Genomic DNA, 13,952 nt, shown 5'->3' with positions numbered 1-13,952 from the left:
GTGTCGGTTTGTGATTAGTTGGCGAGCACTGCGCGGTAGCGCACCTGGTTCTTCTTTACCTTGGCCACGGCCTCGTTCGCCTTGGCCATCGCGAACCGCTCCGTGATCGCCTTGATGTTGTGCCGCGCGGCGACATCGAGCATCTCGTGCAGATCGCGTGGGCTTCCCGTCGGGCTGCCCGAGACCGCCTTCTGCCCGCTGATCAGCGAGAAGGCCTGGATCTGCATCGGCGACGGTGACGCTCCAACCACGCACACGATTCCCTTGGGACGCAGAGCGTTCACATAAGCGCTCCAGTCCTGATCGGCGCTGACCGTCGAGAGCAGGAAGTCGAACGCCCCGGCGACCTTCTTCAGAGCGCCTGTATCGCGTGTATTGATGAAGTGATGCGCGCCCAGCTGTCTGGCCTCTTCTTCCTTGTCCTTCGAGGTGGAGAAGGCCGTGACTTCGGCTCCGAAGGCGCGGGCAAACTGCACGCCCATGTGACCAAGTCCGCCGATGCCAATGATGCCGACACGCGAAGACGGACGTATTCCGTGATTCCGCAGCGGGCTGTAGACCGTAATGCCTCCGCAAAGCAAGGGCGCTACGTTCTCGCTGTCCAGGGCTTCGGGGACCGGAATGGCAAAGCGTGAGTTGACGCGAATCCTGTCGGCGTAGCCGCCGTTGCGGCCAACGCACGTGGGCTGACCCTGTGCGCAGAGATGCTCATCGCCCTGACGGCACCACTCGCAGTAACCGCAGCTGTCAGCCTGCCAGCCAACACCGACGCGCTCGCCGACGAGGCGATCTTTCACGGAATCGCCGACAGCGATGATGGTTCCGACGATCTCGTGGCCGGGGATAAACGGATACTTGCTGACGCCCCAGTCGTTGTCGATGAGATGTACATCGCTGTGGCAAACTCCACAGTGCGAGATTTTGATCTCGACGTCGGTCGGCTTCAACTCGCCGGGATCGTACTTGTAAGGAAGCAGCTGCGCACCGGCTGCGTGCGTGGCCAGTCCATGTATCTCACTCATCAGGAATCCGTTCCTTTTCCATTCGCACTGGGGAGAGGTGCGAATCTGTCTTCGATGCTACATCATCGATCTGTCGAAAAGACTGGGCCCGGATTGCGCCATCCTGTTGTCCTTCAAGAAGAAGAGTAGAAATGTCAGCGTATCAAAAGATTGAGAATCTGCGATCCGCTCACGGCATAATCGGTCGAAATGGACGCGGCCTCCACCAAACTCTCCCCGCTCAGCTGGAGCCGCTGCGCGTCCTTGAGCGGCGTGAGAACGTTCGCCATCGAGAGCGGGAGCTGGGGCATGGTCTCGCCATCGAGGATCGCCTGCGCCGTCTTGCTCAGCAGGGTTACAAAGACCTTGTCGTTCTCGTGAAGACGATTGATCTGCGCCACGGTGTCCGCCAGGCCGAGCTGGTGCGCCGGTCCCTGCCCGTGTGCCAGCCGGTCGAGGCTTGCGGCATCGCTCACCAGGATGCGGACCGTGCCCGGAGCGGTTCCTGCGGGGACGGTGAATTTAAGATGAACGACGTGCGCCTCTGCCTGGTAAGGGTCGAGCGTGGCCTCGACCTCGACCGTCTCGCCGGGGCGGGCTTCGATCGCTCCCAGGCGCGCCGATTCGATCACCGCGGTCCTGCGCTCGGCGATGCCCTCGAGCTTCAGGTTCATCCCGGTGACGACCGGTTGTTCCAGAGCATTGCCGTAGACGCGCCCGAATCGATCGCCGACGAAGAGCGCTGCCGTGATGGCAGCCGGGTTCAGCTCGGTCTGCGTCATCAGGCCTGCCATGTGGACATCCGGAAGGCCCTTGACGGCGATGTCCCCGGCGATCCGGTAGCTCATCTCGGCGGCGGCGGCGTTGGTGGACTGCAGGCTCTGGTAGACGGAGACCAGCATCGCTGATGGAGTCAGCTGGCGATTGTCCAGAACCTCGAAGTGAAAGGTCTTTGCCCTGGACGCAGTGCCTGCCGCGACGGCGGGCTGGGTGACTTCCACGGTGACTGGAATCATGCGCGCCTTGACGCCAAAGCGTCCCATGATCGCGGAGGCGCGGTCTTCGGTGAAGGCGCCCACGGTCTCGGTCGTATTGACGATCTTGAAGGCGTTCAGCGGGGAGGGAAGGGTTGCAACGACAGCTGCCTTGGTCATCGGCATATCGATGGGGCCATACTGCGTGATGGGGTGGCCGCAGGCCAGCAGATGCGTCGGGTCGACGTAGGTGACGGTGCAGGTGCCGGCGACCGAGAGATCGCCGCGTACCAGCACGGCGCTGACGGCGGAACCGGGAACCAGCGGTTCGGGCTGCAAGGCTTTGGGGTCGGCGCTGCCCAGTCCGGCGACCGGAGTCATCCCCAGGGCGCGGAAACGGTCGCCGAAGAGTTGGACGGCCTCGGTGCTGAAGCCGCTGAAGACAAGAGGCGTCTCCATGGCCTGCATCTCGATACCGGAAGATGTCGTCATGGGGGCGGACAAGGCTCCGGCCGAGATGGTTTGCTTTGTCGAGGCAGGAGCCGGGCGTATCTCGCCGTCACGGACCTCGAGCATCTGCTCGATGGGGGTGATGCCGGCGATCGGCTCCTTGCTGAACTGGCCGATGCGGTAGCTGATCGCCCCCAGCAGGCGACCGTTGATGTAGACCGGACTGCCGCTCATACCGGCGACGACGCCGGTGAACTCCGGCTTGGTGCCGCGCAGGCGGGCCAGGATCATGTCCTGGCCGGGGCCGAGCGAGTCGTGCAGAACGCCGAGGATCTCCACCTGCATGGGCTCGGGATCGACGCCCTCGAAGACGGTGTAGGCCACACCCTGCAGTCCGCGCTTGACCTCGGACAGGGGGAAGACGCGCATCCCGGAGGCTCCCATGGCCGCGGCTGCGGTCGGAGGTAGTGCTGTGCCGCTGGCACTTACGCCGGTGGCAGCTGTCTGTGCCTGGAGCGCAGTGGCGCCCATCATGCAGCCGAGGGCGGCCCGTCGAATCAAACTCCGCGTCTTTCTTGTTGCGATCACGTCTACAAGACTAGAGCCTAACCTCCCGTAAGCACCAGTCATCCGTGTCCCTTTGCCCGCAGGAGCGGCTCGTTTCGTTAGACGCCGGAGGACGGAAGAGGCCATCACGCCCGACCGTCTGCCACGTCCAACATGAGACGGAGTAGAGTTTTAGACGATGACTTCTCTTTCGCGTATTCGCCGCGTTGTCGCCGTAACCCTTGTTCTGCCTGGCCTGTTTTTTCTTTCTCCCGACATCTGGGCGCAGTCGCAACAGCAACAGCCTCCACCACAACAGCAGACGCCAGCAGACGACTCCGCCGGACCCAACACCGACTCCGGACCGATCGTCCTCAAAAAAAAGAAGGAAGACGAGGACAACACGCCTCCTCCCGCTCCCGCCGCTCCAGCTGAGCCCAAGGTCAAGAATCCCAACAACGACACCTATTCGCTGCGCGTCGATGTGCCGATCGTCAATCTCGACGTCAACGTGATCCTCGACAAGACGCATCAGTTCGTTCCTGGCCTGAAGGGCAATAACTTCCTGGTACTCGAAGACGGCGTTCCGCAGACGATCACCAGCGTCCGTATGTCGAAGACGCCGATTACAGCGGTCATGCTGCTGGAGTTCGCCGCGAACAGCTACTACTTCATCCGCGACATGCAGAACGCCTCCTTCAGCTTCTTCAACACGCTGAAGCCGGAAGACTACATCGCCGTTGTCACCTACGACCTGCGCACGCACATCCTGACCGACTTCACGAACAACAAACAGGTTGTCGGCGATGCGCTGCAGTCGCTGGTGATCCCCGGCTTCTCGGATACGAACTGTTTCGACGCTCTGTACGAGACGCTGGATCGCATGAGCCGCATCGAGGGACGCAAGTACATCATCCTCATTGGGACGGGCCGCGATACCTTTTCGAAGATCACGCTTGACAAGATTCTTGCCAAGATCAAAGCGACTCCCAACGTGACGATCTTCACGATCGGTACGGGCGCGCTGGTACGTGAGCTCGCCGATGCCCGCGGTGCGATGGGGCCGGTCACGCGCCTCGATTACCTGCAGGCCGACAACCAGATGAAGACCTTCGCCCGGATGACGGGTGGCATGAGCTTCAATCCGATGTTCCAGGGCGCGTTGCCGGATATCTTCTCTCAGATCAATGATTCGATTCGCAATGAGTATGTGCTGACCTATCGCCCGAGCAACAACAAAAATGACGGCACCTATCGCCGCATCCAGGTGAAGCTGGTCGATAACGAAGGCCAGCCGCTGCAGATGCAGGATGAGAAGCACAAGCCGCTGAAGTACTCAGTGATCGCGCGCGACGGCTATCGCGCCAAGCAGGAGGTCGAGTAAAACTCGGCTACCTGAAGAAAGAGAAAGCCCACCGGATTCGGTGGGCTTTTCTGCGTGCGGAGATGCCGATGAGTTGGCTAGTTGTTGCTGCTCTCTCGCTTGTAGGGTTTCTGCATCAGGGAGCGCGCTTCGTTGATGGCTCCCTGGGTGTTGTCGTTGGTCTGCACGGCGAGACGGTACTCGTTGACGGCGCGGTCGCGCTGGCCGGTCAGGTCGAAGATGCGTCCCAGCTCGATGTGGCTCCAGACCTCAACCCACTTGGGATCGCCGTCGCCGCGCAGCGCGTCGCGGAAGGAGTTCGCGGCCGACTGGTAGTTGCGCTGCATGAAGAAGACCTCTCCGATGCGATAGGAGGCCAGCGAGCTGTTCTTGTTCGCGTCCAGAGCCTTCTGATATTCGATCAGCCCGGCGGTCAGGTCGCCCTGCGCCACCTGCTGCTGGCCGCGCAGCACCGCTACACGTACGGCGAGGTCGGGCGTGCTCTTGAGCACCCAGTTCTGCGGGTCGACGGAGATGCGACGCGGCCGGCCAAAGGTCTCCACGGAGAAGTTGCTCTCCGTCCCGTAGACGTCGACGCGGCGCATCTCGGTCTTGCCGTCCGTCTCGATCCGCAGCTCGATCGGCATGCGGAAGAGATCGAGATCCTGTGCGACAGAGCCGACGGTGCGGAAGCCCTTATTGCTGCCCAGGCGGAAGACGGTGTACTTGTTGGTGAAGGTCGGCGCTCCGGTGCCATCGCACCACTGCGCGAAGAAGGGCTGCAGCGCCAGCTGCGACTGAGCCTCCGCAACCGATTGCACGTTGTCGGTTCGCACGCCCTTGTCGGTGTACTGCGACAGCAGGCCGCGCAGGAATTTCAGGAAGACGTCATCGCCCATCTCCCAACGGAGCATGTGAAAGACCATCGCACCCTTTTCGAGGGTCATTGACTGGAACTGGGGAGAGAAGGGGTCCAGGCGGCCGAGAGTGGTCAGCGGCTCGGTGTCGTATGCCAGCGCTCCGGCCTGGACGTCGGTGACGGCGGTCTGGAAGGCGTTCTTGCCGGCGGAGTCTTCGACGTACATCAGTTCGGCATAGCGGGACATGCCGTTGGTGATCCAGGCGTCGTTCAGCGTTGCGGGAGAGATCTCTGATCCCCACCACTGGTGAGCGAGCGTGTTGGCGAGCAGGCGGGAGTAGGTTCTCCCTGCAACGCGCGAGCCTGCGATGCCTGCGATCTCGGGCGCCCAGGTGGCGGAGACAGCATCGGAGGGCATCTCGACCAGGGCGATGTGCGAGCTCTCGGGCTGACCGAAGGTCGTAGTGAAGAACTCGAACTGCCGCGCGGCATCATGCGCGAAGGCGAGAGCGTACTGCTTGTTCTTTTCGGTGACGTAGACGCGAACATTGCCGCTTGTGGCTGGATCGATAAACTTGCCGGCGATGATGGTGCCGGGGAAGCCGGGCTTGGTCCAGTTGAAGGTGTACTCGGTGCGGTTGCCTGGAACGCTCTTTGGCGCGGCTACGCCGGAACCCGAACCGACGACGCGCTCATCGGTGGGCACGCGGATGTGCATCTCCGCGGTGAAGCGGTTGGTATATAGACCGACCATGGGGAACCAGCGCCCGGGATAGAGCAGGATGCTGATGGGGTCTTCGACCGAGGCGAGTTTGATGCCTTCGACGGGGCTGGTCTCGGAACCCTTGAGCGTGCCGGAGTATTCGAAGGCCCAGGTGGTCGAGGTGCCCTTCGGAATCGGGTTCGCAAGGCTGAAGCGGACGCTGGAGTTGGTCGTCAGCCGCTCAGCCTCCAGCGACTTGCCGGCGGCGTCGGAGACCTTGGTGAGCTGCAGGCCGTTGTTCAGCTCGAAGGTAGGATTCGTGAGATCCTGCAGCGCCGTGAATGTGACTGAAGCAGTCGCCGAGAGCTTGTTGTCCGCGGGGTAGAGATCGGCATTGATGACATAGCCGGTGATCTGGAGCTGCGGTCGCGCAGGCGCGGCGAAGACAGGAACGCCAGCGAAGAGGAAGAGGGCCAGGACAGCAAGCGGAAATCGAAGACTGCGAGCAAAAGAGCGCATGAAGGCAAAGTTCCTCAACAACATGGTACTGCGTGATCCCTGCTGATCCGCAGGCTGACATGTTAGACGCGCGACCCGGTAATTCGGCCAACGGCAGGCTAAACTTTGGCTCCTTCATGCAAAAGGGCCTCGACCGCGTCGGCCACCTGGGCGATGGGCGAGGCCCCGGAGCGTGACTGAAGGCGCTCGCGAACGGATGAGAGGTCCTCGATCATCTGCATTCTTTCGGGCGTGTCATCCAGCAGGCTTCGCAGCGCGGCGGCGACGTTGCCGGGGGTAAAGTTCTGTTGCAGCAGCTCAGGCACCACCCGCTGGCCGGCGATCAGGTTGACCATCGCGATCGGAAGGTTGCCGTGCTTGTCGGTGGAGCCTTCGGGCCAGACCTCCGGCGAGTAGCGGACCAGTTTTTTCGCCAGACCGAAGGTCAGCGCGGAGACGTTATAGACCACGACGAAAGGATTGCCGATCAGCGCTGCCTGCACCGTTGCTGTACCGCTTGCCACCACAGAGGCGCGAGCGTGCCTGAGAGCCTCGCGCGCGTCGGAGACGATGTGGATGGGGCCGGTCTTCTGCCAGACCGTCTTGCTGGACACAAATTCGTTGAGCTGGTCCCAGGCGATCGTCGAGGCCAGCGGGATAAGCAGCTCATAGCCTTTGCCCAGCTCCGCCGCGGCTTCGACCATGCGCGGCAGGTTCGCCTCGATCTCGCGCCAGCGACTGCCGGGAAGCAGGGCGATCCATGGCAGGCGGAGGTCAAGATGTCCCTCTCGACGGGCATACTCCTCCCGCGAGATGGTCGGTACGGGCAGCTCGGAGAGCGGATGCCCGGTGAAGGTGGCATCGACGCCGCGTGCACGGTAGAAGTCCTCCTCGAAGGGGAAGATCACCATCATGCGATCCACGCGCTCCTGTATCCATTGCAGGCGACGGCGTTTCCAGGCCCACAGCTGCGGGCTGACGAAGTAGATGACGGGAATGCCGAGTGCCTTCAGCTCCCGTGCGAGCCGGAGATTGACATCGGGGAAGTCGATGAGGACGGCGGCCTGGGGACGGCGCTGCTTGATCGACGAGACCAGGCTGCGATACGAGGCATAGACGCGAGGCGCGTGACGCACAACCTCAGTGATACCCATGTGCGCGACATCTTCGGCGCGAACGATGCGCTCCTGTCCAGCCTCTTCCATCTCGCGCCCGCCGAGGCCGAAGAAGCTGGTGCCCGGACGGCGCGCAAGGATCTCTCTGACGATCTGTGCGCCATAATGATCTCCGGAGGCTTCCCCGGCGGACAGAAAGATCGCCGTGTTCTCTTGCTTCACGATGACACCAGTGTAGATTCTTCTCGGAGGGTGTGCATGGCCAAACAGATTAAACGTTTTCGAGCGGTGTTGGAACCCCTGCCCGGAAATCTTGGCTGGACCGTGGCACGTCTCCCCTTCGATCCCGCAAAGACATGGAAGACCATGATCCGTCTGCGGGTGAAGGTGACTGCGGGCGATCAGATCTTTCGTTCCTCGCTGTTTGCCGACTCGTTGCACCATGGACACTTTGTGCTGGTGAACAAACAGATGCAGAAAGCTGCCGGAGTCGGCCTCGGCGGCATGCTCGATCTGGCCATCGAGCCCGACCTTGACGAGCGTATCTCGCCGGTTCCGGCGGAACTCGAAGCGATCTTTAAAAAAGAGAAGGCTCTCGCCAGATGGTATGAAAAGCTGAGCGACGCTATCCGGCGCGATATCGCGCGAGCAATCGAGGGCGTCAAGAGTCCTGAGGCCAAACGGCGCAGGGCAGAGCAGATGGCGGAGCGCATGCTGCTTGCGATCGAAGGAGAGAAGATGCTGCCGCCGATCCTTGAGGTGGCCTTCCGCAGGCATCCGACCGCTCGCAAGGGGTGGGAGCAGATGACGGAAGTGCAGCGCCGGGGACACCTGCTTGGCGTCTTCTACTACCAGAGCCCGGAGGCGAGAGAGAAGCGTGCCGGTAAGGTCGTTGAAGACTGTCTGCGAGTCGCAGAGAAGAAGAATAAATAGCCAGTTTTATGGACGGGGCCGCGTGACCCACAGCAATGGCTGCCGAATGGGAAAGCTGCGGTCGAGTTCGGGATTGGAGGTGTCGGCTGGAAGCGTCCTCCAGACATCGGCGTACTCCGGCCGGCTGTAGGCCCGCGCGGCCAGCAGAAGGGCCGGACGGCGCAGGGGAAGTTGCGTGAAGAATGCGGCATCGGCTCGATACGGCCATGCATTGCGATTCGCGATGAAGGGAAAGTATCGAGCGATTGCGACGCGCATACCGGGGCCATCCTGCAGTTCGTAGTCCCATACCTTTTCAAAACGGGTGGAGAGCAATTCGCAGGCTCCGCAGAGCAGGTCGAGATTGAACAGCGAATTGCGATACGGATTGGGCGTCGAAAGCTCGCGAGAGAAGTTACCGTCGTAGGCGATCTGTGCGCGTATGGTGGTTGAGCGAAACTGATGGCGTAGTGTCGTCAGGGCGCTATCGTCCTTCAGGTTGAGCCGGGCGCATGCGGCAGCCTGCAACATCCACGAAGAGCCATTGTGGTCGTGCGCATCTCGTGCCAGTCCCGCAGAGCGGGCGCTGTTCAGCCAGTCGAGATATTGCATAAACCATCGAGTAACGCCACCGGTCAGCTCCTCAGTAAAAGATTCAGAGGTTGCGAGGAAGGGAAGCGACTGTGCGATCTCGATCAGAGGCAGACCTTCAAGAACTCCCTCCATGCGTCCGGTCTTCGCACTGGTTGCCACCTGGGCGAATTCCAGAGTTGGGGTCATGGCCGTCTCCCTGGTAACGAACCATGCCTGCATCTGCGCGGCGGCTAGTTTGGCGTAACGCTCTTCATGGGTGATGAGGTAAGCCGCTGCGAGCGCCGGAACCGTGTGGCCCAGCGTGAAGAGAGCGTCACGGTGCGCCAGAAAAGGGTCTGCCTGATCGGTCGGCTCGGAGTAGTAATCGTGCACGGGCCCGGGAGAGCGATCGGCCGCGATGGCGGTGATGGGCATGACCGGTAGCGCGAGGGCGCGTTCCGCCTGCGCGAGGATGCGGTCGCGATCGATGGCGGCGACGTTTGGCCGGGCTGTCGATCCTTCCGGGGCAGCTGCGCGCGTCTGCGCAAAAGAAGACGAATGCAGCAGCATCGTCAGGGCACCGGAGCAGAAGTCTCGTCGCGTCGAAGACATGGCACAACCTTTGCGCCGCAGAGTAACACGAGCGGAGACAGCGGGATTGCGCCGTACCTGGCTTCGTTCGATGGTGCTGAAACGATAGGATGAATGCATGCAGTTTTTGGTGAAGCTCGTTCTGTCCGTTGCCTTGGGTAGCGTGTTGGCGTATGCGGATGATCGTGCCGTACGTGTATGCGTTCACGATGAGCAGGGACGAGCGATTGGCGATGCGCAGGTGCTGGCGCATACCAAACCAGTGCGGCTGAGCTCAAGTGATGGCTCCGGCTGCGCTGTAATTTCTGTCAGCGACCCGGCAGCCATGCTCGAGATCTCGCATGCCGGCTTTGCGACGCTGAAGCAGCAGGCGGGCGTGGGCGATGTGGATGTGGTTCTGCGCGTGGCCTCGACCAACACAGTCGTCGACGTTACGGCGCAGCGAACCCCGCTGTCTCTCGATGCCAGCGCCAGCAGCGTGCGGACGATGACGAAGGAGCAGTACGAAGAAGCTCCAGGCTTCAATCTGGATGATCGGCTGCGGCAGGTCGCGGGATTTCAGTTGTTTCGCCGCACCGGCTCCTGGGTGGCGAATCCGACGACGCAGGGGACTTCGCTACATGGACTCGCTTCGACTGCGGCCAGCCGTACGCTGGTCCTGAGTGACCAGATTCCGCTCAACGATCCATTCGGCGGATGGATTCATTGGAACGAAATTCCGCAGCTGGCGGTCCGCAACATCGAACTGATGCGTGGCGGAGCCTCCGACCTCTACGGATCGAGCGCTATTGGCGGCGTCATCAATGTGCTGCCGGTTACGCCGGAGAAGTTCTCCTATGCGCTCGACCTCGCTGGAGCGAGCGAGAATACCTCGAGCCTGAACGGCCTGCTCGCGGGCACTTACAAAGGGTGGAAGGGCCTGGCTGCCACGAGCATCTTTCAGACAGGCGGTTACATTCTGATCGCCCCTGAGATTCGTGGCGCGGTCGATGTTCCATCGAACGTGCATTCACAGAGCGGACGCATCGAGCTGCATCATGACCTGGGGCCGGGCTCCGTCTTTCTGCGCGGCAACCTGCTCAACGAGGCGCGCAGCAATGGTACCCCGGTGACGACCAACGCGACCCGCATCTGGCGCTACGCCGCCGGCGGCGATTGGAGCGACGGTGGCGATGGGCGCTTCCTGCTGCGCCTGCACGGAGCCAGCCAGGGATACAGGCAGTCGTTTTCGTCGGTCGTCGCCGACCGTTCCAGCGAGCGATTGACGCGGTTGCAGGTTGTGCCGTCGTCGCAGCTGGGAGCCATCGGGCAGTGGGCTCACACCTACCACGCCTGGACGGTGGTTGCCGGATCGGATGTGCTGGACACGCGCGGCAATGATCGCGAGACGCCGTATGGAACCACCGGCGCGCCACAGACGACGGTGAGCACGACGGCGCGGCAGCGTGATACAGGAGTGTACGGCGAGGCGTTGTGGCAGCCGAAGGGCTGGTCGGTGGCGTTGTCGTCCCGCGTCGATCGCTTCTCGACCTTCGACGCGAAGCAGGCCGGTGCGACGACTCCTCTGCCCACCGTGAGTGAGACGATCTTCAATCCTCGGCTGGGTGTGGTCAGGCAGCTGCCGCACGGTGTTGCGTTGACCGGCTCCGTCTTCCGCGCCTTTCGCGGACCGTCTCTGAATGAGCTGTACCGCACGGGACAGGTCGGGCAGCAGACGACGCTGGCCAATCCCTCGCTGCGTTCCGAGCGTGCGACAGGTTGGGAGGCGGGCGGGCTGATCAATTTGCATCACATCGGCACGGTGCGCTCAAGCTACTTCTGGACCCAGGTAAACCGTCCTATTGCTGCGGTTCAGATAAGCGCCACCACGACCTCGCAGACGCTGATGCGTCAGAACCTTGGCCAGCTGTTGAGCAAAGGTGTTACGGCAGAACTGGAGATGCACCCCGTCAGCTTTCTCATGCTGACGGCCGGCTACCAGTACGCCAACTCGACGGTCTCGAAGTTCCAGGCAGATCCAACGCTGGCAGGGAAGTGGACGGCGCAGGTACCGCGCAACTCTGCGACGGTGCAGGCGAGGATGGAGAAGAGCCAGTGGGGTGTCTTCGCCGTCGATGTCAGGGCCAGCGGCAAACAGTACGATGACACGGCAAACCAGTATGAGCTCGATCCCTTTGCGCAGGTCGATCTCTACGCAGAGCACAAGCTGAGAAAGTCGTTGCGGCTTTATATGTCGGTGCAGAATCTCGCAAACTCGCGCATCCAGGCAGGACGGACGCCACAGCTCACGTTGGCTGCACCACGGATCATCATGGGCGGCATTCGCCTATGGTGATGTCTGCTTAAACGATGAGCGGCGCAACGCCTTGTTCAGACATGCTGCGCCGCTCACGAGCATTATGAAGGGATCTCAGGCGATGGCAGCATTGACTAATGCCTGTGCCTCGGTCTGAATCTTCTTCAGGTGATCGGCGCCCTTGAAGCTCTCTGCGTAGATCTTGTAGACGTCCTCCGTACCGGATGGGCGCGCCGCGAACCATCCGTTTTCAGTGGCCACCTTCAGTCCACCGATCGGAGCCTGATTGCCGGGAGCCTCGGTGAGGATGGCGGTGATAGGCTCGCCAGCCAGTTCTTTCGCGGTGACCTGCGAGGGAGAGAGTTTGCCGAGCTTGGCCTTCTGCTCCTTGGTGGCGGCTGCGTCGATGCGCTGGTAGACCGGATCGCCGTACCTGGTGGTGAGCTCCTTGTAGAGCAGGCCGGGATCCTTGCCAGTGCGTGCCGTCATCTCGGCGGCGAGCAGACCGGGGATGAGGCCGTCTTTGTCCGTAGTCCAGACCTTTCCGTTGCGGCGCAGGAAGGTGGCTCCTGCGGACTCCTCGCCGACGAAGCCGAGTGAGCCATCGAGGAGGCCGTCAACGAACCACTTGAAGCCGACCGGAACCTCGAGCATGGGGCGATTGATTCCCTTGGCCACGCGGTCGATGATGCTGGACGAGACCAGCGTCTTGCCGATGGCCGTCTTCTCGCCCCACTCCGGCCGATTGGTGAAGAGGTACTGAATCATGACGGCGAGGTAGTGATTCGGATTGAGGAGGCCGCTGGAGCGGGTGACGACGCCGTGACGGTCATGGTCGGTGTCGCAGGCCCACGCGACGTCGAACTTGTCTTTGTTGGCGATCATTGACGCCATGGCGAAGGGGCTGGAGCAGTCCATGCGGATGCGCCCATCCCAGTCCAGTGTCATGAAGCGGAACGTCGGGTCGACGTGTGTATTGAGGATCTCAAGCGGCAGCTTGTACTGCTCGACAATACGCGGCCAGTAGTGGACGCCTGCACCTCCAAGAGGATCGACGGCGAGTTTGAGGCCGCTGCTGCGGATGATGTCGAAGTCGATGACATTTTCCAGGTCGGTGACGTAGGCGGTGATGTAGTCGTGGCGATAGGTCTTGTCCGCTTTAAGAGCGTTAGCGTAGGTCGTGCGTTTGATGCCCTTCAGACCGGCGGCGATCAGCTCGTTGGCACGGTTCTCGATCCACTTGGTGGCCGAGGTGTCGGCCGGCCCACCGTTGGGCGGGTTGTACTTGAAACCGCCATCCTCCGGCGGATTGTGTGAGGGGGTGATGACGATGCCGTCGGCCTTGTGTAGCTTCGGGTTCGTGTTGTGCGTCAGGATGGCGTGCGAGAGCACGGGCGTGGGCGTGTAGCCGAGATGCTCGTCGATGAGGACCTCGACATCGTTGGCCGCAAGAACCTCGAGCGCCGTGGTGAAAGCCGGTTCGGAGAGAGCGTGCGTATCGCGGGCGAGGAAGAGTGGCCCAAGCGTGTGCTGCGAGGTGCGGTACTCGACGATGGCCTGCGTGATGGCCGCGATGTGGTCGTCGTTGAAGGAGGCAGCGAAGGCATTGCCGCGATGACCGGAGGTGCCGAAGGAGACCCGTTCGGCTGCAACGGCGGCATCGGGATGCAGCGCGTAGTAGGCAGTGATGAGTCGCGGAATGTCGACCAACGAGTCGAGGGAGGGGAGGTGGCCGGGCTTATTTGTCTCTGGAGCGCTCATGTCGTCGGTTCTTCTTCCTTTACTGAAACTAGATGCAGTCTTTGCACTATATGAGATGCGGGTTAGAAGAGGAAAACTTGTCTGGAACGGTGACTGTTGCAGGATTCGGTTCGAATAACGCCGAAGTCGTATGGAAAGATGTCGCGATTTCGCTACATTGAGCGCATACGGAAGAGTTTGAGCCGCAACCAGAACGCAGTTCAAGCTACGTCAGGCCTCCTTACGGCCAGCGTGCACCGCAGAGCAGGAATCGTTGAGCATGTCGGCTGTCCCCTCTTCCAGGGATGGCCCTAAATGGAGAAGGGGCCTT

At 61.7% G+C, this 13,952-nt stretch carries 9 protein-coding genes; 3 read left to right on the top strand and 6 right to left on the bottom strand.

What is annotated here, in order from left to right; all coding sequences use genetic code 11:
* Positions 1-14: 14 nt before the first annotated feature.
* Both PW789_RS02810 and PW789_RS02805 read right to left on the bottom strand, forming a co-directional pair.
* Positions 15-1,022, bottom strand: a complete 1,008-nt coding sequence (locus PW789_RS02810; protein ID WP_299370998.1) for an NAD(P)-dependent alcohol dehydrogenase — start codon at positions 1,020-1,022, stop codon at positions 15-17.
* Positions 1,023-1,156: 134 nt separating this feature from the next.
* A complete protein-coding gene (locus PW789_RS02805) occupies positions 1,157-2,986 on the bottom strand; it encodes a SpoIVB peptidase S55 domain-containing protein (protein WP_299370996.1) in 1,830 nt (609 codons plus the stop codon).
* A gap of 184 nt (positions 2,987-3,170) precedes the next feature.
* Between PW789_RS02805 and PW789_RS02800 the strand changes: the two genes are divergently transcribed.
* Positions 3,171-4,355 (top strand): VWA domain-containing protein, encoded by a 1,185-nt coding sequence (locus tag PW789_RS02800; protein WP_299370994.1) that lies wholly within the window; start codon positions 3,171-3,173, stop codon positions 4,353-4,355.
* A 77-nt stretch (positions 4,356-4,432) separates the two neighbouring features.
* Here the strand turns inward: PW789_RS02800 and PW789_RS02795 are convergent, their stop codons facing one another.
* Positions 4,433-6,415: a M1 family aminopeptidase gene (locus tag PW789_RS02795; protein ID WP_299370992.1), complete on the bottom strand. Its 1,983-nt coding sequence runs from the start codon at positions 6,413-6,415 to the stop codon at positions 4,433-4,435.
* Between the two features lie 98 nt (positions 6,416-6,513).
* Positions 6,514-7,731: a lipid-A-disaccharide synthase gene (gene lpxB, locus PW789_RS02790; RefSeq protein WP_299370990.1), complete on the bottom strand. Its 1,218-nt coding sequence runs from the start codon at positions 7,729-7,731 to the stop codon at positions 6,514-6,516.
* 36 nt (positions 7,732-7,767) lie between these two features.
* On the opposite strand from lpxB, the gene PW789_RS02785 reads away from it, so the two are divergent.
* Positions 7,768-8,442: a YdeI/OmpD-associated family protein gene (locus PW789_RS02785; RefSeq protein WP_299370988.1), complete on the top strand. Its 675-nt coding sequence runs from the start codon at positions 7,768-7,770 to the stop codon at positions 8,440-8,442.
* Positions 8,443-8,448: 6 nt separating this feature from the next.
* On the opposite strand, the gene PW789_RS02780 is transcribed toward PW789_RS02785, so the two are convergent.
* Positions 8,449-9,606: an alginate lyase family protein gene (locus PW789_RS02780; protein WP_299370986.1), complete on the bottom strand. Its 1,158-nt coding sequence runs from the start codon at positions 9,604-9,606 to the stop codon at positions 8,449-8,451.
* Positions 9,607-9,703: 97 nt separating this feature from the next.
* Here PW789_RS02780 and PW789_RS02775 point away from each other — a divergent pair, with 97 nt between their 5' ends.
* The gene (locus PW789_RS02775; RefSeq protein ID WP_299370984.1) at positions 9,704-11,920 is read left to right on the top strand and encodes a TonB-dependent receptor; all 2,217 of its coding nucleotides are present in this window, start codon (positions 9,704-9,706) and stop codon (positions 11,918-11,920) included.
* A 75-nt stretch (positions 11,921-11,995) separates the two neighbouring features.
* Here the strand turns inward: PW789_RS02775 and pgm are convergent, their stop codons facing one another.
* Positions 11,996-13,642 (bottom strand): phosphoglucomutase (alpha-D-glucose-1,6-bisphosphate-dependent), encoded by a 1,647-nt coding sequence (gene pgm / locus PW789_RS02770; protein ID WP_299370982.1) that lies wholly within the window; start codon positions 13,640-13,642, stop codon positions 11,996-11,998.
* Positions 13,643-13,952 lie beyond the last annotated feature (310 nt).

Origin of the sequence: Edaphobacter sp. (assembly GCF_028283685.1) — a bacterium.
GTDB lineage: Bacteria > Acidobacteriota > Terriglobia > Terriglobales > Acidobacteriaceae > Edaphobacter.
Note: the sequence above shows the minus strand (reverse complement) of the source record. Positions and strands in the feature narration are given on the sequence as shown.

Bases quoted from the DNA above. Each gene is read 5' to 3' on its own strand.
- pgm (WP_299370982.1), bottom strand. From the start codon at position 13,642: ATGAGCGCTCCAGAGACAAATAAGCCCGGCCACCTCCCCTCCCTCGAC.
- PW789_RS02800 (WP_299370994.1), top strand. From the start codon at position 3,171: ATGACTTCTCTTTCGCGTATTCGCCGCGTTGTCGCCGTAACCCTTGTT.
- PW789_RS02785 (WP_299370988.1), top strand. From the start codon at position 7,768: ATGGCCAAACAGATTAAACGTTTTCGAGCGGTGTTGGAACCCCTGCCC.
- PW789_RS02810 (WP_299370998.1), bottom strand. From the start codon at position 1,022: ATGAGTGAGATACATGGACTGGCCACGCACGCAGCCGGTGCGCAGCTG.
- PW789_RS02775 (WP_299370984.1), top strand. From the start codon at position 9,704: ATGCAGTTTTTGGTGAAGCTCGTTCTGTCCGTTGCCTTGGGTAGCGTG.
- PW789_RS02780 (WP_299370986.1), bottom strand. From the start codon at position 9,606: ATGTCTTCGACGCGACGAGACTTCTGCTCCGGTGCCCTGACGATGCTG.
- PW789_RS02795 (WP_299370992.1), bottom strand. From the start codon at position 6,415: ATGCGCTCTTTTGCTCGCAGTCTTCGATTTCCGCTTGCTGTCCTGGCC.